Origin of the sequence: Actinomadura sp. NPDC048021 (assembly GCF_040653135.1) — a bacterium.
Classification (GTDB): Bacteria; Actinomycetota; Actinomycetes; order Streptosporangiales; family Streptosporangiaceae; genus Spirillospora; species Spirillospora verrucosospora.
This window is the reverse complement of sequence record NZ_JBEZJQ010000002.1, coordinates 107,875-129,128: the sequence shown is the minus strand read 5'-3', so window position 1 is coordinate 129,128 and position 21,254 is coordinate 107,875. Positions and strand designations below refer to the sequence as shown.

The following is a 21,254-nucleotide window of genomic DNA, read 5'->3' as shown; positions in this document are numbered from 1 at the left end:
CGTCCCGCCGGGCCTGGCCTGATGCGGACGTGAACTTCCGGTTCGCAGACCGAACCGGACACGCCTCCGCCGCGTCTGATGGGAAACGCGGACGGGCCTGACACTTCGGCCGGCCGCCCGACCGGAGGAGGAGGCCCGTATGCCCGTGATCGCCGTTGCGATCGGCGTCGTCGTCGCCATCATCGTGCTGATCGTGCTGTTCAAGATGGTGTGGCGGGTGGCCGAGCCGAACGAGGCCCTGATCATCTCCGGGCTGGGCGCCAAGTCCAAGCCGATCGACGGCGTGGACAGCCTCGGCTTCAAGATCGTGACCGGCAAGGGGACGTCCGTCCTGCCCGGCTTCCAGACGGCGCGCCGCCTGCGGCTCGACAGCCGCGCCGCGAACCTGGAGGTCAACTGCGTGACGCAGCAGGGCATCCCGGTCAAGGTCCGCGGCGTGGTCATCTACAAGGTCGGCGACGACTTCGTGTCGATCGCCAACGCCGCGCGGCGCTTCCTGGAGCAGCAGAACTCGATGGACGGCGCGATCCACGAGCTGTTCACCGGCCACCTGCGCTCCATCATCGGCAACCTCACCGTCGAGGACCTGATCCTCAACCGCGAGCGCCTCACCTCCGAGACCCGCGGCTCGGCCGCCGACGAGATGAGCAAGCTCGGCCTGGTCGTCGACTCCCTCCAGATCCAGGAGATCGACGACGAGACCGGCTACATCACCAACCTCGGCCGCCCGCACGCCGCCAGGGTCGCCGCCGCCGCCCGCATCGCCGAGGCCGAGCGCAACCAGGAGGCCACCGAGCGCGAGCAGGAGACCGAGCGGCAGAACGCGGCGGTCATCCGGGACACCGAGATGAAGAAGGCCGAGTACCAGGGCCAGGTGCAGCAGGCCGCGCAGCAGGCGCGCCAGGAGGTCATCCTCAAGGAGACCCGCAACGCCGAGCTGGAGGCCGAGCGCACCGAGAAGCGGCTGGAGAGCGAGATCCGCAAGCCCGCCGACGCCCGCGCCTACGAGCAGGTCAAGCTGGCCGAGGCCGAGCGCGAGGAGCGCATCTCCTACGCCCAGGCCGCCGCGACCGAGGTCCAGCTCAAGGCGCAGCGCGAGTCCGAGGCCATCCGGCTGATCGGTGAGGCCGAGGCGGACGCGACCCGCCGCCGGGGCCTGGCCGAGGCCGAGGCGATCAAGGCCCGCGCGGAGGCGCTGGCGGAGAACACCGACGCCGTCATCGCCCAGCAGCTCGCCGAGCAGTGGCCGCAGATCGTCGAGGCGGGCGCGGGCGTGTTCGGCAACGTCGACAACATGGTCGTTCTGAACGGCGCCCAGGGCGTCGAGGACATGCTCGCCAAGGCCCTCACGCTCGGCGGCACCGGCCTCGGCGTCGCCCGCCAGCTGCTCGCCGGGCTGAACTCCCAGAGCGCCCCGGCGGGAGTCAACGGCCACAACGGGACCCCGGCCGCGACCGTCCCCGTCGAGATCCCCAAGGAAGACTAGGCGCCGATGCGCGGAAGGCCCGGCCCCGCCGGGCCTTCCTGGCGTCAGCGGGGGGCCGGTCCCGCTAAGTTCGTTGCATGCCCGTGCCCCGGCTCGCCGTCTCCGTCGACCTCGTCGTGCTCACCGTCCGGGAGCAGCGCCTGTGCGCCCTGCGGTGGCGGCGCGACCGGCCGCCGTACGAGGGGGCGTGGTCGCTGCCGGGCGGGTTCATCCAGCTCGACGAGGACCTGCCGGTGGCCGCGGCCCGGCTGATGGCCGAGCGCGCGGGGCTCGCGGACGTGCGGATCCACCTGGAGCAGCTCGCCACCTATGGGTACCCGGACCGCGACCCCCGGCAGCGGGTGGTGAGCGTCGCCTACCTGGGGCTGGCGCCGGACCTGCCCGCCTCCAGCCGCGCCCAGGTGCTGTGGACGGCCGTCGACGACCTCCTCCACCACGACCGGGCCGCGTTCGACCACCGGCGGATCCTGGGCGACGGGATGGAGCGGGCGCGGGCGAAGCTGGAGTACACCTCGCTGGCGGCGGCGTTCTGCCCGCCCGAGTTCACGGTCGCGGAGCTGCGGCGCGTCTACGAGATCGTCTGGGGCACCACCCTCGACCCGCGGAACTTCCACCGGAAGGTGACCGGCGCCGACCGGTTCCTCATCCCGACCGACCAGACCACGACCCGCGACGGAGGGCGCCCCGCGCGCCTCTACCGCCGGGGCGATGCCGAGCAGTTGCGGCCGCCCATGCTGAGGCCGCGCGGATGAGCTTTTACCTGGGGTGATGTTCCGAGCAGCGCCGGACCGTTGCTAGTTTCACCCCCTATGAACGGTGACTCGCCCGAAGTGCTCGGCCTGCTCGTCCGGGACATCGGTGAGGCGGGCGTCGCGGAGATGGCCGGTTCCCCGGGCCTCGCGGCGGCCGTCGACCAGCACGTGGCCAGCCTCCGCGACGAGCTCGGCGCGCCCGGCGAACCGCCCGGCGCCGACGAGCTGATGGGCTATCTGCACGGCTTCGCGGAGGACGCCTTCAACCGGGGCTGGTGGCCGCAGGACACCCAGGACTGGGAGTTCGTCCGGATCGTGGCCGTTTGCTGGATGATGAGGAACGCTGCGTAGGCTGGGCCCATCACCCCTGTGCAATCTGGAGGACAACGGTGTCCGAGGCACCCACACCCCGCTTCCGCTCCGTTCTCGACCGCTTCGTGGCTTACAAGCCCGGCAAGGTCGTGGTGTCGCCCGAGGGGCGCTCGTTCAAGCTGTCGTCCAACGAGTCGCCGCACGGGCCGCTGCCCTCGGTCGTCGAGGCGATCGGTGAGGCGGCGCGCAACATCAACCGCTACCCGGACAACAACGCGACCGCGCTGACCGAGGCGATCGCGTCGTTCTGCGGCGTCCCCGCCGACCACGTCGCGGTGGGCTGCGGCTCCGTCGGGATGACCCAGATGCTGCTGGAGGCGGTCGCCGAGCCGGGCGCCGAGGTCGTGTACGCGTGGCGGTCGTTCGAGGCGTACCCGCTGCTGGTGTCGCTGTCGGGCGCGACGAGCGTCCAGGTGCCCCTGCGAGACGAGACCCACGACCTGCGCGCGATGGCGGACGCCATCACCGAGAAGACGCGGCTGGTCTTCGTCTGCAACCCGAACAACCCCACCGGCACCGCCGTGGGCCGCGCCGAGATCGAGGAGCTCCTCGACCGCGTTCCCGCCGACTGCCTGGTGGTCCTGGACGAGGCGTACCGCGAGTACGTCCGCGACGACGACGTCCCGGACGGCCTCACCCTCTACGGCGACCGTCCCAACCTGGCGATCCTGCGCACGTTCTCCAAGGCCTACGGCCTGGCGGGCCTGCGCATCGGCTACCTCGTCGCGCACCCGCTCGTCGCCGGCTCCATCCGCAAGACGTTCCTGCCGTTCAGCGTGAACTCCGTCGCGCAGGCCGCCGGCATCGCGTCCCTGGACGCCACCGACGAGCTGATGGAGCGCGTCGAGGGCACGGTGAAGGAGCGCGACCGCGTCCGCGCCGCCCTCCTCGCCGACGGCTGGACGGTCCCGCCCACCGAGGCGAACTTCGTGTGGCTGCGCCTCGGCGACCGCACGATGGAGTTCTCCGCCGCCTGCGACGCCCACGGCGTGAGCGTCCGCCCCTTCGACGGCGAGGGCGCCCGCGTCTCCATCGGCTCCCCCGAGGAGAACGACGCCTTCCTCACCGTCGCCAGCTCCTTCCCCCACCGCAACTGACCGTCGGCGGCGCGCCCGGCCCGGTTCGTCGGGGCCGGGAGCACGTCCTCGCTCCGGCGTCAGCCGGGCCGGGGGCCGGGGCTCCGGGCCGCGGCCGCGGCGGTCTCGACGTCGATGCCCGTGCCCGGGGCGAGGCTCTCGGCCGTCTGGAGCGCGGTGGCGAGCGCGGCCACCGCCAGCTCGACCAGCTGCCAGCGGGGGACGTCGTGGTGCGCGAGGTGGTCGATGATGAGCTCGTCGAGGTAACCGACCCACCCGCGCATGGTGCTGCGCAGGACGGGAGGGACCGGGCCGGTCGCGCCCAGTGCGCGCAGGATCCGCTCGGCGCCCTCCCAGCGCAGTTCCTCCACGAGCGCGTGGACCTCGGGGTCGGAGCCGATCCCGCCGCGCATGAGAGCGAGGTACCCGGCGGCGTTGTCGTCGATGAAGCGGATGTGGCGGTCGATCGTGGCGCGGATCCGCTCACCGGGTGACGCGCCGCCCGCCGGAGCGTCGCGAACCGCGCGCACCCGGTCGGCGGCCGCCCGGACGGTGGCCAGGTAGAGGCCCCGCTTGTTGCCGAAATGGTGGGCGATCAGCCCGTAGGCGACGCCGGCCCGCCGGGCGATCTCGCTGGTCGTGACCTCGTCGTAGGCGCGCTCGGTGAACAGCTCACCGGCGGCCCGGATGAGCGCCGCTCTTCTGTCGATGGCCGCCTCCGGTGGTTGACGTTCCGCCCTGGCGCTGCCTACGATCCCGCATTGATTGATAATCAGTCAAGGAGGGTGCGATGATCTCCGCGGCACGGATCCTGCTCACCGGCGCGTCCAGCGGCATCGGCCGCGCCCTCGCCCTCGCGCTCGCCGCCGAGGGCGCCCGGCTCGCCGTGGCCGCGCGACGGGAGGGAGAGCTGCGGGCGCTGGCGGCGGAGATCGGCGAGCGGGGGCACCCGGTGCCGACGGTGCTGGCCTGCGACCTGTCGGTGCCCGGTGCCGCCGCGGACCTGGCGGCCCGTGCGCGGGACGCCCTCGGCGGCATCGACGTCCTCGTCAGCAACGCGGGAGTGAGCCTGGTCGAGGCCCAGGCCGACCTCGGGGACGACGAGAGCGCCCGCGCGAGCTTCGAGACGAACTTCTGGTCCCCGCTGGCGCTGGCCGCCGCCGTCCTGCCCGGGATGCGCGAGGCCGGGAGCGGCACGATCGTCAACGTCACGTCGACCGTGCAGGCCGTCCCGCTGCCGCTGCTCGGCTACTACGGCGCCGCGAAGGCGGCCCTCGCGCAGGCCACCGGCTCACTCCGGCACGAACTGCGCCATACCCCGATCCGCGTGCTGGAGGTCGTGCCGGGCTCCACCGACACGCCCCTGCGGGACGTCGACCGGCTTCCCTGGCGCGCGCCGACCAGGACACCGCCGCCGGTCCCGCCGGAGTCGGTCGCCCGGGCGACCGTCCGGGCGCTGAAGAGCGGCAGGCGGCGCGTCGTGCACCCCGCCTACTCGCTCCTCCCGCTCGAACTCCCGGTCATCGGACGTCTGGTCGCCTCCGTCGCCGCCCGGCGCATCGACACCGGCGGCGTTCTCGTACCGCGGCGGTGACGAGCGGAGGGGACCGCGATACGGCCGGACGAGCCGGTACACGCTCGCGTCGTGGTCAGCCGGCCTTGGCCGGGCCGAGTTTCTCCACGATCAGGCGGTAGAGCTGGCGGGGGCGGCCCGGCTGGGGGGTGCGGTTCGGGGGGAGCGGCCAGGCGAGGCCCTCCTCGACCAGCGTGCGCAGGAGGCGGCGGGCGGTGCGGGGCGTGACGCCGAGCATCTTGCCGGCGTTCTCCGCGTCGACGATGAGGGGCTGCTCCTGGTCGCCGAGCTTGTCGGCGAGCCGGGCCAGGATCTCCAGGCCCTTCGGCTTGGCCTGCGGCTGGGTGCGCGGCGGCGTGCGCGGTGCCGGAACGAGCGCGCGGCCGTCGCGGTCCAGCGCGAAGCCCTGCGCCCGCTGGGAGCTCTGGGAGCGCGCCAACGCGGCGCGGGCGTGGTTCTCCGCCTCGTGGGCCGTGCGGCCCATGCCGATGCCGACCTCGATGGCCAGGCCGAGCTCCTCGCGGACGCGCTCGACGAACGGCGGCGTCCGGAAGCCCTCGGTGGACGCGGTGACCGAGCCGCGCGTGGCGATGACGAGGTAGCTGTGGTCGTCGACGGGCCACACGGAGGCGTTCATCCGGTGCGCCTCCTGGAGGAGCACCCGGTGCAGGGCCAGCTTCAGCTCGTCGCGCCAGTAGCGCGGGGTGACGCGGCGCGGGGTCTCGCGGAGGGTCGGGACGTCCACCAGCACGACGACGAGCTGCGACTCCTCCAGGCGGTGGTGGGCGCCGAGGAGCGCGGCGGTCTGCAGGGAGCTGCGGATCGCGGCGCCGGTCGGCCGGACGCGGATGGTCGGGACGCCCGCCATCTCCATGCGCTCGGCGGTCGCGTGCACGCAGGTCATCGCGACGGTGGTGGCGCCGCGCCGCCAGAGCCGCTCGTGGAACGCGGCGAGCGTGCCGGGGCCCGCGGCCTCCTCGCGCAGGTGCACCTGCTCGGTGCCGAGGCTGATCTCGGAGTAGGCCTCCTCGACCTCGGCGCGGCCGAGCACGTCGATGCTGACCCGGGACGGGTCGAAGCGCTCGTCGAGGGACGCCCGCAGCAGCGCGCCCTGCAGGGCGGCGCCGTTCAGCGGCACGTACGTGGCGGGCATCGTCAGGACGCCGGCCTTGCGCGCGAAGTCGTACGGGACGGGACTGGCGAACAGGCACACGTCCACGCCCGAGCCGAGGCGCACGACCTTGTCGGCCGCCTCCTGCTCGTCGCGGTACGCGGCGGCCACCAGCCTGCTCGGTACGGGTGTGGGGCCGTGGCCCATGAGCATGACCCGTTCGACGAGGTCGTGGGGGCCCACGACCCCGATCGTGAGGTCGGGGGTGACGGACCCCGTTCGCGCCGCCGTCATCGATGATCGCTCGCTTCCCATCCGGCCTCTCGGCGGGGGCACCGCCCCGGCCATCTGATCGCGCACGTTCCGCCCAACGGTTGACTCATGGCTTGACGCCCCTGCCTTCTGACCCAGCACCCGCACTTCCCGTGCGATTCGACTTCCCGCGAACCCGCCTCCGGAAAGTGGAGGAGGGCCGTCTTGCCCGAGCTCCCACCCGCCTCGGCGAAGCGGAGAGGATCTCCTTCTAGCTGGCAGATCGGGTCAGGGCGACGCGATGTGACACCCAGACGCGAAATCGAATCAAGAGTGCGGCGAAAAAGTAACCTACGCGACCCCCTGGTCAGTAATTTGTCACCAATCGGCCAGCCTTGATCCTGCATCTTCGGATGTCCGAAGTTGAAAAACAAGACCCGAAACCATGGCGAGGGCCCCTTCCTGACGCTCCTACGTACTGGAGGGACCCCTGCGGTGTCCGTTTGGTTTACGCGGCGGCCGAAATCAGGCGACCCGATCTCGCCTGCTCCGGAAAGACGAGTGATCCGTCCAGAGCGCGTGATCGGGGGCGGTTGGTGAATTTTTACCGCGTTACGGTCCGGTCGAATCGGACCGTTCCACGCATGACTTCGCAGGTCAGAGAGTCGGCGTTCGACCGGTAAGGAAGCTCCGTCCGAGCCGTGCGTAACCGCGCGGTAACGCACGGCTCAACGGATTTGCCGGGGACCGTTACTCGGCTCGTCAGGGATCAACCAGGAGTTGGTCAGGCCCGAGGCCACATTCGGCCGATCGACCAACGGCGACCGGACGCGCGGCGCTGAGCTTCGGACGGCGCGGCGGCGCGGTTCGGATGGCGCCGCGCCGCGGTTCGGATGGCGCCGTGCCGCGAGTGCGCCCGGCGCTAGCCGACTTCGCGGACGATCTCGGCGCCGAGCTGGGAGAGCCGCTCGGCCGTGTGCGCGTGCCCGCGGTCGAGGTAGTAGGCGGAGGTGATGGTGGTCTCGCCCTCGGCGGCGAGGCCGGCCAGCACCAGGGCGCTGCCGCAGCGCAGGTCGTGCGCCTCGACCTCGGCGCCGCGCAGGCCGCGCGGGCCGTTGACCTTCGCGCGGTTGCCGTCCACCTCAATGTCGGCGCCCATCTTCGCCAGCTCGCCGGCCAGCTTGAACCGGCCGTCGAAGATCCGCTCGTAGATGTAGGAGGGGCCCTCGGCCAGGCAGGACACCGCCATGATCGGCGACTGCAGGTCGGTGGCGAAGCCCGGGTACTCGTCGGTGATGACGTTGATCGGGCGGAGCGTCCGGTCGCGGCGCACCTGCAGGACGGCGCCCTGCTGGTGGAACTCCACGCCCATCTGCTCCAGCTTGTCGGCGGCGACGCCGAGGTGCTCCAGCGAGGCGCCGACGAGGCTGAGGTCGCCGCCGGTGATCGCGGCGGCCATCACGAACACGCCGGCGTCGATCCGGTCGGGCATCACGGTGTGCTCGACGGCGGTCAGCTCGTCCACGCCCTCGACCGTGATGAAGCCGGTGCCGCCGCCGCTGATCCGGGCGCCCATCGCCTGGAGGATGGCGATGTTGTCCAGCACCTCCGGCTCCAGCGCCGCGTTCTTGATCAGCGTGGTGCCGTGCGCCAGCGCCGCCGCCATGATCAGGTTCTCGGTGCCGGTGTGCGAGGGGGTGTCGCAGTAGAGCGTGCCGCCGCGCAGGTCGCCGGCCTTGATGTGGATGATGCCGTCGCCGTTGTCGGCCACGTGCTCGGTGACCGTGGCGCCCATCCGCTTGAAGCCGTTGTAGTGGAAGTCCAGGTTGCGGCTGCCGAGGTTGCAGCCGCCGACGCCCTCGATGACCGCCTCGCCGAAACGGTGCAGCAGGGCGGGGACGAACAGGAACGAGCCGCGGAACCGGGACGCGATCTCGGCGGGCAGCACGGGGCTGCTCAGCGTCGAGGCGTCGATCACCAGCGTGCGCTCGGTCTCGTGCAGCTCGGCCTTGGCGCCGATGGCCCGCGCCAGCTCCACCGCCCGCCGCACGTCCTCGATGATCGGGACGTTGCGCAGCACGGTGCGTCCCCGGGAGGCCATCAGCGAGGCGCCGATCATCGGGAGGACGGCGTTCTTCGCGCCCTGGATGAAGACCGTGCCGTGCAGCTGCCGGCCGCCGCGCATGCGGTAGCGAACCTCGTGGCCCATGCTCATGCCGCCTAACTTCCTCTCGGGTGCGGTTGCGTGTGCGATCCAGTTGGGAGCACGAGGGCCGAGCGTGCCTGACGGTGTCCCCCCGCTGCCGACGCGACCCCAGTAAACCATCGGGCCGGAGGTGTGGCGTCCGGCCCGGGCCCCGCGGGCGTCAGTCTGCTCGTTGAGACTTCCGGAACACGCCAAAGGTTCGCGTTCCCTGAGGAAATTCCCCCGGCGAGCCTAGGGGCGGCGGCCCCCCGCCGCCGGGGTTTTGAAGATCATCATTCGGTGCGGGGGGCCACGACCTCGACCGGGTCGCCCACCCTGAGCGTGCCGAGGACGCGCGGGACGCAGTTCTGGCCGAACTGGATTCCGCGGTCCCGGGTGCGGTAGGAGGCGAGCGTCCGCAGCGGCTCACGGCCGCGCTCCGCGGTCCGCTGGTCGGTGGTGGTGACGACGCAGCGGGTGCACGGCTTGACCATCTCGATGACGGCCTCGCCGACGCGCAGCAGGCGCACCTCGTCCTCGCCGTAGGGGCCGAGGCCCTCGACGACGAGGGACGGGCGGAACCGGTTCATCGGGAGGGGCTCGTCCAGCCGCGCGTTGAGGTCGGCGAGGGACTCGGCCGAGATGACCAGGAGCGGGTAGCCGTCGGCGAACATGACCTCGCCGCCGCCGCGGGCCGTCGGACGCAGGCCGGTGAAGCGCACGAGGCGGCAGCCGGCGCCGAGCAGGTCGCCGAACCAGGCCGCGGCCTCGTCGCCCTGGTCGACGCCCCGGCACTGCGACCGCTGGACGGAGACCTCCCGCACCTCGCCCTCGTCCGCGGCCTTGTGGACGAGTCGCGAGGCGCCGGGGGCGTCCACCGTGAGGACCGTCCCGTCGTAGGACGGGCGCATCAGCGCCATCCGGGCGTGGTCGCGCTGGGACAGGAAGCGGCCCTCGGGGGTGACCAGCATGAACTCGCGGTCGAACGGCAGGCCGCGCGGGGTCAGCTCCGCACTGCGCAGCGCCGTCCCGCCGCCGCCCTTGAGCGGGTAGACGTTCAGCTCGGTCAGGGTCCCCTGCACGGCCCCTCCTAACTGAGAGCGGTCAGGCGGTCGAACATCGGGCCGAGGCGCGCCACGAAGCGCTCCGGTCGGCACACCTCGTCCAGGCGCTTCTCGTCCAGCGTGAGGCCGGCCTCCGCGGCGTGCGCGCGCAGCGTCTCGCGGAACGGCGTGCCGGTCTCCCAGGTCGCCATGGCGGCCTTCTGGACGAGCGGGTACGCCTCGTCGTCGCGCGACATGCCCGCCTCGACCAGCTCCAGCAGGACGGTCGAGGTGTAGATGAGGCCGCCGGTCGAGTCCAGGTTCTCCCGCATCCGCGCCTCGTCCACCACGAGCCCGGACATGAGGCGGTTCGTCAGGTTCAGCATGTAGTCGAGCGCGATGGAGGCGTCCGGCAGCGCGATCCGCTCGGTGGAGGAGTGCGAGATGTCGCGCTCGTGCCACAGCGGGATGCCCTCCAGCACCGGGACGATCTGGGCCCGCACGATCCGCGCCATCCCCGCCAGCCGCTCGGAGATGATCGGGTTCTTCTTGTGCGGCATCGCCGACGAGCCCTTCTGGCCCTTGCCGAACGGCTCCCACAGCTCCCGGACCTCGGTGCGCTGCCCGTGCCGCACCTCCAGCGCGATGGCCTCGCACACCGTCGCCATGATCGCCAGGGACGAGACCCACTCGCTGATCCCGTCGCGCAGGACGACCTGGGTCGACACGTCCGCGGCCTTCAGGCCGAGCTTGCGCGCGACGTGCAGCTCGATCGCCGGGTCGATGTTGGAGTACGTCCCGACCGCGCCGGAGATCGCCATCACGCCCACGGCCTCGCGGGCGCGCCGCAGCCGGTCGCGGGACCGGGCCATGGCGAACGCGAAGTCGGCGACGCGGTGGCCCCACACGTCCGGCTCGCCGTGGATGCCGTGCGTGCGCCCGACCCGCAGCGTCGCCCGGTGCGCCAGCGCGTGGTCGCGCAGCGTCGCGACGAGCGCGTCCGCCTTCTCCAGCAGGATGTCGGTGGCCTCGACCAGCTGCAGCGCGAGCGCCGTGTCGAGCAGGTCGGACGACGTCATGCCGAAGTGGACGAACCGCGCGGCCTCCCGCGGCTCGGTGTTGTCCGCCCACGCCGACAGGAAGGCGATGACGTCGTGCTGCGTCACGGCCTCGATGGCGTGCACGGCCTCCGGCGTCGGCGGCGGCGCCTTGCGCACCGGCTCCACCACCTCCGGCGGGATCGTGCCGGCCTCGGCGTGGGCCTCGACGACGAGGACCTCCACCTGGCACCACAGCTCGTACTTGTGCGCGTCGCTCCAGACGCGTCCCATCTCCGGAAGGGTGTAGCGCTCAATCACCCGACGATTGTCCCAGGCCGGGAACCGCCGCGTCCGGCCGGGTCGCCGCGTGCTCCAGCGCCAGCGCGGCGGCGACCACCAGGACGAGGGCGGTGATCTCGGCGGCGGCCACCCAGAGGCCCAGCGGAGTGACGGCGAGCGCGGCCGCGGCGGCGCCGAGCCGGATGCGGGACGGTCCGATGCGCACGGCCCGGCGGAACGCCGCGTCGCCCGCCAGGTAGAGCGCGACGCCGCCGGCGAGCGCGAGCGCGGGGCCGGCGTGCAGGCCGTCCCAGGCGTGCCCGACGGCCGTCCCCATGCCGGCCGCCGCGACGATGATCCCGATGACCAGCGGGATGTGGGCGTAGAAGTAGCCGAACATCGTCATCTGCGTGCGGCGCACGTCGTCGGCGGCGGCCAGCGACTCCTCGGCGCGCTCGTCGTCCCTGGCGAAGTAGCTCCACCAGACGGCCGCCGCGAGCGCCAGCCCGAGCAGCACGGCGACGACCAGGCCCGGGTCCAGGTGGGCGTGCTCGGCGCCCGCCCCGACCGCGATCACCGACTCGCCGATGGTGATCATGACGAGGAGCCCGTGCCGCTCGACGATGTGCGCGGCCCGGATGGTGAACAGCCCGCCCGCCGGCACGATGTACGGCTGGACGATCGGGACGACGAGCGCGAGCGTCCACAGCACGTACACGGCCGGCCCGTGGTCGAGGATCCCGGCGACGATGATGAGCGCCGCCGCGAGGAGGTTGGCCGGGAGGACGCGCAGGATGTTCGGGTTGTCCTGCGCGTACAGCGTCACATGGGCGAGCACCAGCACCAGGTACCCGAGGCCCCACAGCACGCCGCCGCCCTTGAACGCCGTCGGGGTGGCCAGGGCGACCATGAAGAACCCGCCCATCCCGACCAGGAGCAGCAGGCGCCGTCCCGCCGTCGTGGGGGTGAGGGTGTTGGTCAGCCAGGCGTAGCCGCCGTACATCCACCACAGGACGCCGAACATCAGCACGACCTGGGCCAGGCCCAGCGCGTTCAGTTCCTTGACCAGGACGTGGCTGAGCTGGGTCACCGCGAAGACGAACACCAGGTCGAAGAAGAGCTCCAGCGTCGTGACGCGGTAGACCTCCTCGCCCGCGGGCGAAGGTGATGCCATGCCTGACCTGCCTTGTATCTGTGTAATCAGGTAATCATGGCAGGGAGACGGCCTTCAGCGCGATGTCGGTCCGGTGGTGGGACCCGCGCAGGCCGATCCTGGACACGGCCTCGTAGGCGGCGGCCCGGGCGGCGGCGAGGTCGGGCCCGGTGCCGACGACGTTGAGGACGCGCCCGCCGCTCGCGACCGGCCGCCCCTCGCCGCCGAGCGCGGTGCCCGCGTGCAGGACGTAGGCGCCCTCGACCGCGGCGGCCTCCTCCAGGCCGGTGATCTCGTCGCCCTTCGCCGGGGCGGCCGGGTAGCCCTCGGCGGCCACGACCACCGTCACGGCCGCGCCCGGCAGCCATTCGAGGCGCAGGCTCGGGTCGAGGCCCCCGATCGCGCAGGCCTGGAGCAGCGTGGCGACGGGGGTGGCCAGCCGGTCCAGCACGACCTGGGTCTCGGGGTCGCCGAAGCGCGCGTTGAACTCCACCACCCGCACGCCCCGGGACGTCAGCGCGAGCCCGGCGTACAGGACGCCGACGTACGGGGTCTCGCGGCGGCGCAACTCGTCCACGGTGGGCTGGACGACGGTGGCCATGACCTCGTCCACCAGTCCGGGCGGCGCCCAGGGCAGCGGTGTGTACGCGCCCATCCCGCCGGTGTTCGGACCCTCGTCGCCGTCGTAGGCGCGCTTGAAGTCCTGCGCGGGCAGCAGCGGGACGGCGTGCTGCCCGTCGCACAGCGCGAAAAGGGAGACCTCGGGACCGTCCAGGTACGCCTCGACCACGACGCGGTCGCAGGCGTCGGCGTGCCGCAGCGCCTCGTCGCGGCTCTCGGTGACGACCACGCCCTTCCCGGCCGCGAGCCCGTCGTCCTTCACCACGTACGGCGGGCCGAAGGCGTCGAGCGCCTCCTCGACCTCCCCGCTCGACTCGCAGACCCGCGAGTCGGCGGTCGGCACCCCCGCCGCGGCCATGATCTCCTTGGCGAACGCCTTGGACGCCTCGATCTTCGCGGCGGCGCGGTCCGGCCCGAAGCAGGGGATGCCCGCCCTGCGCAGGGCGTCGCCGACCCCGGCCACCAGCACCGCCTCCGGCCCGATGACGACCAGGCTCACCCGGAGCCGCGCGGCCAGTTCCACCACCGCCGTGCGGTTCGTCGGATCGAGCTGGTGATTGTCCGCGATCTCTGCCGTGCCCGGATTGCCCGGGGCGCAGTGGAGGGCGGTGACGGCAGGGTCGCGGTGCAGGGCGCGGACGAGCGCATGCTCGCGGCCACCCGATCCAAGGACGAGTACTCGCACGTCGCGAGCTTACTGGTCCCCCACCCCGCGCCGGGCGCGCGTAACCCCTGCGCGAAGGGGCATGCGGCCCGGTGAGGCGGCCGTCACACCGGGACGTGTGAACCTGACCGATACGGGCGGCGTCCTACATATCGGCTGGTAGGCTGCCACGGGCTTGACCGCCCGCTGTCGAGGTGCCCGAAAGGAGGTGGTCGGGATGAGTCCTGGTGATACTTGCAGTTCGCCGGAGAACCCTCACAGTCCGAACCGGACTGTTCCACCGTCCGCCTCCATCTGGCGCCCGGCCGACGCTCTCGCGCGCTCCCTTCGCTGACCAGCCTGGGTTGAGCGCGCGCTGCGTGCGTGGCCGGCGGGTTAGGAGCACCTCCATGGCCATGACACGAGTCCGCCCCGGCCGCGTTCTGTTCAAGACGCGCGGCCGCCCCAGCGGCGTGCAGGCTCCGAACCGCGATTCCGCCGTCATCGACTGGGCCGCCTACATCGACGGCCACCGCGTCTGCACCGACACCATCCCCGACGCCGTCCGCCTCGTCCGCGACGGCCGGCTCACCCCCGAGGGCGACAGCGCCGGCTTCGTCTGGGTCGGCCTCCACGAGCCGTCCGCCGGCGAGCTCTCCGACCTCGCCGAGGTCTTCGGCCTGCACCCCCTCGCCGTCGAGGACGCCATCCACGCCCACCAGCGCCCCAAGCTCGAACGCTACGACGACGTCCACTTCGTCGTCATGAAGACCGTCGGCTACGTCTCCAGCGGCCCCGGCGGCGCCGAAGTCGTCGAGACCGGCGAGATCATGCTGTTCTGCGGCCCCGACTTCGTCGTCACCGTCCGGCACGGCGCCCACGGCGCGCTCGGCCCCGTCCGCCGCGACCTGGAGAAGGACCCCGCCCGCCTCGCCCTCGGCCCCGCAGCCGTCCTGCACGCCGTCACCGACCGCGTCGTGGACGGCTACGTCGGCGTCGCCGACGCCGTCATGGAGGACATCGACGAGGTCGAAGAGGCCGTCTTCTCCCCCGAGCGCACCGACGAGTCCCGCCGCATCTACCGGCTCAAGCGCGAGGTCATCCAGCTCAAGCGCGCCGTCGGCCCGCTCGCCGGCCCCCTGCGCAACCTGACCGGCCGCCGCTTCGTCCCCGCCGAGATCAAGGAGTACCTCCGCGACGTCGAGGACCACCTCACCCGCGTCCGCGAGCAGGTCGAGTCCTACGACGAACTCCTCAACCCCATCCTCCAGGCGCACATGACCCAGGTCACCGTCGCCGACAACAAGGACATGCGCAAGATCTCCGCCTGGGGCGCCATCTTCATGGTCCCCACCGCCATCGCCGGCGTCTACGGCATGAACTTCGACCACATGCCCGAGACCCGCTGGCAGTACGGCTACCCCATGATCCTCAGCGTCATCTCCCTCGCCTGCTTCGCCCTCTACCGAGGCTTCCGCAGAAACGGATGGCTCTGACATCGCATTTATCTCCTCCTTCGGGCCTGGCGGCCCTCCATCGTCGATAAACGCGGGCGATCGCTGGCATCGCTCCGACTCGCCTTGCGGCTCGCTGCGCGATCAGGTTCTCGCTCCGCTCGAACCTGCCTTCGGACGCGATCGCAACCCTTGAGGTTGTTGCGGGGTTGCGGCGGTGGCTGGGCGTTGTGCGTCAGATGGCGGGGGTCGGTGTTTGGAGGGCTAGCAGGACGTCTGGGTAGTCGGTGACTATCGCGTCTGCGCCTTCGTGGATGAAGCGGGTCATGTCCTCGGGGGTGTTGACCGTCCAGACGATGACCGGGAGGGCCAGGGAGTGGGCCTGGTCTATGAGGGCGGGGGTGGCGATCTTGTGTTCGGGGGAGACGGCGGTGGCGCCCAGGGCGAAGGCGGCGGCCATCGGGTCGGCCGGGGAGTGGCCTGCGAGCCAGGCGGTTTCCGGGGCGAGGGTCTTGCGTTCCATCAGGGCGACGCGGCCCAGGTCCGGGTAGTGGCGGCGGGCCTCGGCCAGGACGCGCCAGTCGAAGGCCAGGAGCTGGGAGCGTCCGGTGCAGCCGAAGGCCTTGAGGACGGCCGCCGCGGAGGCGGTCAGGAGCTCCACCTCCTCGTCGGTCCAGGAGGGGTCCGTCTTCAGCTCGACGGAGAGCCCGACGCCCGTGGGGGCCAGCAGGGCGCACGCCTCGGCGAGCGTGGGGACGCGGGTGCCGGGCATCGGGGCGGCCGCGCAGCTGAGGCCCGCGTCGAGCGTCCGCAGCTGGGCGAGGGACAGTTCGCGGACGGGTCTGCCGACGTAGGGGTAGGCGGGGTCGTCCGGCCAGGCGGGGCCCGTGTCGGCGAGGACGGCGGGGGAGACCACCTGGTCGTGGCCGAGGACGACCACGCCGTCCGAGGACAGGCCCACGTCCAGCTCGATCACGTCGACGCCGAGGTCGAGGGCGTGGGCGAAGCCGGGCAGGGTGTTCTCCGGACGGAGGCCGCGCGCCCCCCGATGTCCGTGCACCTCGACGGAAGAGATCACCGAACGCACGCTACCGCCCGTGACCGAACGCCCAGTGAGGAACGGGTGAGCGGGAGGGAAACGCGAGGTCAGACCAGGGGCCTGAGCGAAAGGGTCTGGTCGCGGCCGGGGCCCACGCCGATCGCGGAGATCTGGGCGCCGGACATCTGCTCCAGCGCCCGGACGTACGCCTGCGCGTTGGCGGGCAGGTCCTCGAACTTCTGGGCGCGGGTGATGTCCTCCTGCCAGCCGTCCAGGTACTCCAGGACGGGCTTGGCGTGGTGGAACTCGGTCTGCGTCGTGGGCAGCTCGTCCACCCGGACGCCGTCGATCTCGTAGGCGACGCACACCGGGACCCGGTCCAGGCCGGACAGGACGTCCAGCTTGGTCAGGAAGTAGTCGGTGATGCCGTTGACGCGGGTGGCGTAGCGGGCGATCACGGCGTCGAACCAGCCGCAGCGGCGGTCGCGGCCGGTGGTCACGCCGTACTCGCCGCCGGTCGTGCGCAGGTACTCGCCCTGCTCGTCCAGCAGCTCCGTGGGGAACGGACCGGACCCGACCCGGGTCGTGTAGGCCTTGAGGATGCCGATCACGCGGGTGATCTTGGTGGGGCCGACTCCGGAGCCCGCGCAGGCGCCGCCGGCCGTGGGGCTGGACGACGTCACGAACGGGTACGTTCCGTGGTCGATGTCCAGCAGCGTGCCCTGCGCGCCCTCCAGCAGGACGACCTTGTCGTCGTCCAGCGCCTTGTTCAGGACGAGGGTGGTGTCGGCGACGAACGGCTTGAGGCGCTCGCCGTAGGCCAGGTACTCCTGGACGATCGGCCCGGTCTCGATGCGGCGGCGGTTGTAGACCTTCGTGAGGACCTGGTTCTTCTCGCGCAGGGCCAGGTCGAGCTTCTGCGTGAGGATGTTCGGGTCGAACAGGTCCTGGACGCGGATGCCCATCCGGTTGATCTTGTCGGCGTAGGTGGGGCCGATGCCGCGGCCGGTGGTGCCGATCCGGGCCTTGCCGAGGTAGCGCTCGGTGACCTTGTCGAGGGCGCGGTGGTGCGGCATGATCAGGTGCGCGTTCGCCGAGATCAGCAGCCGCTCGCAGCCGATGCCGCGGTCCCGCAGGCCGTCGATCTCCTGCAGCAGCACGGCGGGGTCGATCACCACGCCGTTGCCGATCACGGGGACGACGTCGGGCGACAGCACTCCGGACGGCAGCAGGTGCAGCGCGTAGCTCTTGTCGCCGATGACCACGGTGTGGCCCGCGTTGTTGCCGCCCTGGTAGCGGACGACGTAGTCGACGTCCCCACCGAGCAGGTCTGTCGCCTTGCCCTTGCCCTCATCTCCCCACTGGGCACCGACAAGAACGATGGCAGGCATGCCACTTTCCCTTCCCACGACGAAGGCCCCGGTCGCCGCAAGCGCGAAGGGGCCTCTTGCGATCAAAGCGTACCCGCAGGCGGGCGACAAAGAAACCGGAGGCGGCCGATGGCCGCCGGTCACCGGCCTCGGCGCGGCCAGTAGTTCTCTGCGAACAGCTTCGCGACCAGCTCGCCGCGGCTCGACACGCGCGTCTTGGCGAACACCGCCTTGACGTGGTCGCGGACGGTGTGCGGGGAGATGACCAGTTCGGCGGCGATGCCGCCGGTGGTCAGCCCGCGCGCGATCAGCTGGGTGATCTCCAGCTCGCGGGCGGACAGGCCGTACGCCTCCGCGATGACCGGCGCCATGTCGGAGCCTGCGGCCGGCTGGACGACCACGGCGGTGGGGCCGGGCGAGCCGGGGACCCCGTCCATGCAGGAGGCGTGGACGACGAGCCACTGGCCGTCGCGGGTGCGGATCCGGACGCGGGCCGCTCCGCGGTCGCGGCCGGCGGCGACGGCGCGGGCCTGCGCGGCCGTCGCGGCGAGCCAGACCGGCAGGGGCGGGCCCAGCGGGGACGGGACGGACGGGCCGTCCGGGAGCCGGGAGAGGAGGTCGCGCGCCTCGTCGTTGATCGAGAAGGGCGTGCCGGCCGGGTCGAACAGGATGAGCCCCGGGTCCTGCCCGGCGGCCCCGGCCGGCGGCCGGACGGGCCGGGCCAGCTCGCGAAGGCGGTCGGCGAGGGGCGCGGAGAGGCCCGCGACGAGGGAGACCTCCGCGGGGCCGAACGGCTCCCGGCCCTTCTCGCGGAACAGGCTGACGACGCCCCAGGGCCGGCCGCCGGTCCGCAGGACGGCGCGCAGCTCGTCTCCGATCCCCTGGCGGCCGAGCAGCCTGCGGTACTGCGCGCTGCGGGCGGGCAGTCCGCCGGTGCTCGCCACGAGCCCGGCGGCCGGGACGGGGGCGCGGGCCAGGTCGCGGTAGGGCAGCACGGTCTCCTCCAGGAGCGCGCACTCCCAGTAGGCGAAGCACTGCTCGCCCCGTCCGAGGTTCTCGACCAGCATCGGCGCGGTGATCAGCCCGGTCTCCGGGTCGGTGGCCGACCACGCGGCGGCCTGGAAGCCCAGCAGCCGTCCGAGCCGCGACGAGGCGCCCGCGAACAGGCCGCCCGCGTCCCGTGCGCGTGCGGCCCGGTCGAGGAGGGCCCGCCGTTCCCGCTGGTCGATCACCGCTCCAGTCTGCCCGCCGTGCGCGGCGGGCGGACCCCCTCAGATGGGGGATCGCGGTCCGGAGCGATCCCCTGCCGGCGGGGGATGGGGCGGGCTCGGCCAGGCGGCGAGGCTCGGCGGCATGGACATCGCGATCATCGGGGCGGGTGCGGCGGCCGTCGCGCTGCTGGACGCCCTCGACCCCTCGGACATCCGCTCCGTCACCGTGTTCGACCCCTCGCCGTCGCCCTGGCGCGGCCGTCCCTACCAGCCGGACCTGGACTCCGTGCTCGTCAACGCCCCACCCGAGATCATGTCGATCCGGCACGGGGACCGGGAGCACTACGCGCGCTGGCTGGACGGGGACGCGCACGCCGGAGCCCACACCGACGAGCGGCTCGGCCGCCCGATCCCGCCGCGCGCCGTGTACGGGCGGTACCTGGTGGACACGGCGGAGGCCGCGCTCGCCCGGTTCGCCCGGACGGAGCTCGTCGGCGCGGCGGTGACCGGGGTCTCCCTCGCGGGCCGCCCGGTCGTGCGAACGGCGGACGGACGCCGCCACCCCGCCGACCAGGTCGTCCTGTGCGTCGGCGGGGGCGTCCCTCGGGACGGCTACGGGCTGGCGGGCGCGCCCGGCTTCGTCGCCGACCCGTATCCCCTGCGGCGGACCCTCGCCGGCGTCCCGCCCCGAAAGAACGTGGCGGTCATCGGGACCGGCCTGACCGCGGTCGACATCGTGGCGTCACTGGCCGCGCGCGGGCACGCCGGCAGGATCAGCATGGTCTCGCGGAGCGGGACCCTCCCGTTCGTCTGGCAGCGTCCCCTTCCGACCGACCTCCGGTACCTGGCGCCCGACCGCCTGCGGTCCCTGGAGGGGCCGGTCCGGCTGGCGGAGTTCACCGAGCTGATCCGCATGGAACTGGCGGCTCACGGCGAGAGCTGGGACGCCCTCGCGGCCTGGATCGCCGCGGCGCCGGGACGGGACCCGGCGGCGAGCCTGCGCGAGCAGCTCGCCATGGTGGACGCGCCGCGGCTCGGCCGGCGGATCGTGCAGGAGGCCGCGCACACCGCCGGCCCGGTCGCGTGGCGGCTGCTCGCGGCGAGTGACCGGGAGCGGCTCCGCGGCCGCCACTTCCGGACGATCACGAGCGCGGCCTCGCCGATGGTGCCCCGCAATGCCGCGCTGCTGCTGGAGCTGTTCGAGGCGGGGACGCTGGAGGCGCTGTCCGGGGTCGAGAAGATCGAGGCGGGGTCCGCGTTCGAGATCACGCATGCGGCGGGCGTCCGCACCGCCGACATCGTGATCAACGCGGTCAACCCGCCGCCGCACGCGATCCCCCGGGCGGCCGAGCCGCTCGTCTCGTCGCTCCTGGCCCAGGGCGCGGTGCTGGACCCGGACGGCGGCCTCGCCGTCGACCCCGGTACGGGACGGGTCCTCGTCGGCGGACGGCCCGATCACCGCCTGCACGTGGCCGGCGACCTCGCCGGCGGCGGACCCTTCCTGGTGTCGGGCATCCCCGGCGTCGCCGCCCAGGCGTCCCGGGCGGCGCGCTCGATCGGTGGGGTCAGGAGCCGTTGAGGGCGTCGGCGGCCTCGGCGCTGCTGTCGCGGAGGAACGTCCTGCAGCGCTCGGCCTCGGAGTCTTCCCCGATGGCGGCGGCGGCCCGGGCGAGGGCGTGCAGGGCGCGCAGGAAGCCGCGGTTCGGCTCGTGCTCCCACGGGATGGGGCCGTGGCCCTTCCAGCCCGCCCGGCGCAGCTGGTCCAGCCCGCGGTGGTAGCCGGTGCGGGCGAACGCGTAGGAGTCGATGACGCTGCCCTTGGCGAAGGAGCGGTCGGCCAGCTCGGCCCACGCGCCCGGGTGGTCCGGGTGGCGCGCGGCGACCTCGAACGGGTCGACGCCCTCCTCCAGGGCCGTCCGGGCTTCGGGGTTGTCCGGAAGTTCGGTCGGAGCGGGGCCGCCGAGCAGGTTCTGGGTCATGCCGGTCATGGTAAGCGGGCGCCCCCCACCGGATTCAACCGGCCGGGGTCAGGTGGGCACGGAAAGCGGCAGGCGGAAGCGGGCGGAGCCGCCGTCCCTGGAGGAGCGGGCCGCCGGCCAGCCGCTCCGGACGAACATGAGCGCCTGCCGGTTGGTGAGGATGACGTCCGCGCCGAACTCGGTGACGCCGCGCCGTCCGGCGAGCTCGGACAGGCAGCCGACGAGGGCGCGGCCGAGGCCCCGGCGCTGCCAGGGGTCGGCGACCAGGACGGCGAGGTCGGCGCGCCAGGCCCGCGTCGCGTCGCGGACGTATTCGGCGATGCCGAGGATCTCGTCCCCGTCCAGCGCGACGAGGGCTTCGCGGTCCCAGTGGTCGAGGCCCTCCAGGAGGCCGACGTAGTGGTCGGGCAGGCGGGGCGTGCCGGAGAAGAAGCGCATGTAGAGGCTCGCGGCCGACAGGCGGTCGGACATGCGCCGGACGCGGTCGCGGTCGGTGACGCCGTACGGGCGGATCCGGACGTCGTCGAGCACGGTGTCCATCCGGGCGACGGCGCGCCCATCGAGTTGCTTCACACAACTCATTGGATCGCAGAAAGTTGTGTGAAGCAACCTCGG

19 protein-coding genes and 1 pseudogene are annotated in these 21,254 nt (G+C 72.7%); 7 read left to right on the top strand and 13 right to left on the bottom strand.

The genetic code is table 11. The annotated features are described in order from the left end of the window. Window positions 1-139: 139 nt before the first annotated feature. The 4 genes from AB0C87_RS03815 (at window position 140) to hisC (ending at window position 3,707) form a co-directional block, all read left to right on the top strand. Complete coding sequence (locus tag AB0C87_RS03815; protein WP_360576398.1) at window positions 140-1,486, top strand: SPFH domain-containing protein; 1,347 nt, start codon at window positions 140-142, stop codon at window positions 1,484-1,486. Between the two features lie 77 nt (window positions 1,487-1,563). Next, window positions 1,564-2,238 carry an NUDIX domain-containing protein gene (locus AB0C87_RS03810; RefSeq protein WP_179831702.1) on the top strand — a complete coding sequence of 225 codons (675 nt, stop codon included), beginning with the start codon at window positions 1,564-1,566 and terminating at the stop codon, window positions 2,236-2,238. 57 nt (window positions 2,239-2,295) lie between these two features. Beyond that, window positions 2,296-2,589, top strand: a complete 294-nt coding sequence (locus AB0C87_RS03805) for a DUF6401 family natural product biosynthesis protein (protein WP_345171405.1) — start codon at window positions 2,296-2,298, stop codon at window positions 2,587-2,589. A 38-nt stretch (window positions 2,590-2,627) separates the two neighbouring features. Then, a complete protein-coding gene (hisC, locus tag AB0C87_RS03800) occupies window positions 2,628-3,707 on the top strand; it encodes a histidinol-phosphate transaminase (protein WP_353831915.1) in 1,080 nt (359 codons plus the stop codon). Between the two features lie 59 nt (window positions 3,708-3,766). Here the strand turns inward: hisC and AB0C87_RS03795 are convergent, their stop codons facing one another. Both AB0C87_RS03795 and AB0C87_RS03790 read right to left on the bottom strand, forming a co-directional pair. Then, window positions 3,767-4,216, bottom strand: coding sequence for a hypothetical protein (locus tag AB0C87_RS03795; RefSeq protein ID WP_345171401.1), 450 nt, complete (start codon window positions 4,214-4,216; stop codon window positions 3,767-3,769). 36 nt (window positions 4,217-4,252) lie between these two features. Further along, window positions 4,253-4,375 (bottom strand): annotated as a pseudogene (locus AB0C87_RS03790) (helix-turn-helix domain-containing protein); the annotation flags it as partial. Between the two features lie 101 nt (window positions 4,376-4,476). Here AB0C87_RS03790 and AB0C87_RS03785 point away from each other — a divergent pair. Continuing rightward, window positions 4,477-5,280: an SDR family NAD(P)-dependent oxidoreductase gene (locus tag AB0C87_RS03785; RefSeq protein WP_353831916.1), complete on the top strand. Its 804-nt coding sequence runs from the start codon at window positions 4,477-4,479 to the stop codon at window positions 5,278-5,280. A 55-nt stretch (window positions 5,281-5,335) separates the two neighbouring features. Here the strand turns inward: AB0C87_RS03785 and AB0C87_RS03780 are convergent, their stop codons facing one another. From AB0C87_RS03780 to purD, 6 genes are all read right to left on the bottom strand, one after another. Next, window positions 5,336-6,664 (bottom strand): transcriptional regulator, encoded by a 1,329-nt coding sequence (locus AB0C87_RS03780; protein ID WP_345171397.1) that lies wholly within the window; start codon window positions 6,662-6,664, stop codon window positions 5,336-5,338. An 880-nt stretch (window positions 6,665-7,544) separates the two neighbouring features. Then, window positions 7,545-8,831, bottom strand: a complete 1,287-nt coding sequence (gene murA / locus AB0C87_RS03775; protein ID WP_345171831.1) for a UDP-N-acetylglucosamine 1-carboxyvinyltransferase — start codon at window positions 8,829-8,831, stop codon at window positions 7,545-7,547. Between the two features lie 269 nt (window positions 8,832-9,100). Next, window positions 9,101-9,889 carry an MOSC N-terminal beta barrel domain-containing protein gene (locus tag AB0C87_RS03770; RefSeq protein ID WP_345171395.1) on the bottom strand — a complete coding sequence of 263 codons (789 nt, stop codon included), beginning with the start codon at window positions 9,887-9,889 and terminating at the stop codon, window positions 9,101-9,103. A gap of 8 nt (window positions 9,890-9,897) precedes the next feature. After that, window positions 9,898-11,208 carry an adenylosuccinate lyase gene (gene purB, locus AB0C87_RS03765; protein ID WP_353831917.1) on the bottom strand — a complete coding sequence of 437 codons (1,311 nt, stop codon included), beginning with the start codon at window positions 11,206-11,208 and terminating at the stop codon, window positions 9,898-9,900. Continuing rightward, the gene (locus AB0C87_RS03760) at window positions 11,201-12,343 is read right to left on the bottom strand and encodes a low temperature requirement protein A (protein ID WP_345171391.1); all 1,143 of its coding nucleotides are present in this window, start codon (window positions 12,341-12,343) and stop codon (window positions 11,201-11,203) included. The genes purB and AB0C87_RS03760 overlap by 8 nt, the downstream gene beginning before the upstream one ends. Window positions 12,344-12,377: 34 nt before the next feature. After that, on the bottom strand, window positions 12,378-13,628 hold the full coding sequence (gene purD, locus AB0C87_RS03755) for a phosphoribosylamine--glycine ligase (RefSeq protein WP_353831918.1): 1,251 nt from the start codon (window positions 13,626-13,628) through the stop codon (window positions 12,378-12,380). Window positions 13,629-13,996: 368 nt separating this feature from the next. Here purD and AB0C87_RS03750 point away from each other — a divergent pair, with 368 nt between their 5' ends. Beyond that, window positions 13,997-15,082, top strand: coding sequence for a magnesium and cobalt transport protein CorA (locus tag AB0C87_RS03750; RefSeq protein ID WP_345171387.1), 1,086 nt, complete (start codon window positions 13,997-13,999; stop codon window positions 15,080-15,082). Window positions 15,083-15,275: 193 nt separating this feature from the next. On the opposite strand, the gene AB0C87_RS03745 is transcribed toward AB0C87_RS03750, so the two are convergent. From AB0C87_RS03745 to AB0C87_RS03735, 3 genes are all read right to left on the bottom strand, one after another. Continuing rightward, window positions 15,276-16,118 carry a glycerophosphodiester phosphodiesterase family protein gene (locus tag AB0C87_RS03745; protein WP_360576394.1) on the bottom strand — a complete coding sequence of 281 codons (843 nt, stop codon included), beginning with the start codon at window positions 16,116-16,118 and terminating at the stop codon, window positions 15,276-15,278. A 68-nt stretch (window positions 16,119-16,186) separates the two neighbouring features. After that, window positions 16,187-17,470, bottom strand: a complete 1,284-nt coding sequence (locus tag AB0C87_RS03740; protein ID WP_360576392.1) for an adenylosuccinate synthase — start codon at window positions 17,468-17,470, stop codon at window positions 16,187-16,189. Window positions 17,471-17,589: 119 nt separating this feature from the next. Then, window positions 17,590-18,681, bottom strand: coding sequence for a helix-turn-helix transcriptional regulator (locus AB0C87_RS03735; RefSeq protein ID WP_345171381.1), 1,092 nt, complete (start codon window positions 18,679-18,681; stop codon window positions 17,590-17,592). Window positions 18,682-18,802: 121 nt separating this feature from the next. Between AB0C87_RS03735 and AB0C87_RS03730 the strand changes: the two genes are divergently transcribed. Further along, the gene (locus AB0C87_RS03730; protein WP_360576390.1) at window positions 18,803-20,239 is read left to right on the top strand and encodes an FAD/NAD(P)-binding protein; all 1,437 of its coding nucleotides are present in this window, start codon (window positions 18,803-18,805) and stop codon (window positions 20,237-20,239) included. Here the strand turns inward: AB0C87_RS03730 and AB0C87_RS03725 are convergent. Together AB0C87_RS03725 and AB0C87_RS03720 are read right to left on the bottom strand one after the other, a co-directional pair. Continuing rightward, complete coding sequence (locus AB0C87_RS03725) at window positions 20,226-20,648, bottom strand: DUF3151 domain-containing protein (protein WP_345171377.1); 423 nt, start codon at window positions 20,646-20,648, stop codon at window positions 20,226-20,228. The genes AB0C87_RS03730 and AB0C87_RS03725 overlap by 14 nt on opposite strands. Before the next feature lie 39 nt (window positions 20,649-20,687). Continuing rightward, window positions 20,688-21,212 (bottom strand): GNAT family N-acetyltransferase, encoded by a 525-nt coding sequence (locus tag AB0C87_RS03720; protein ID WP_360576388.1) that lies wholly within the window; start codon window positions 21,210-21,212, stop codon window positions 20,688-20,690. Window positions 21,213-21,254: the final 42 nt, after the last annotated feature.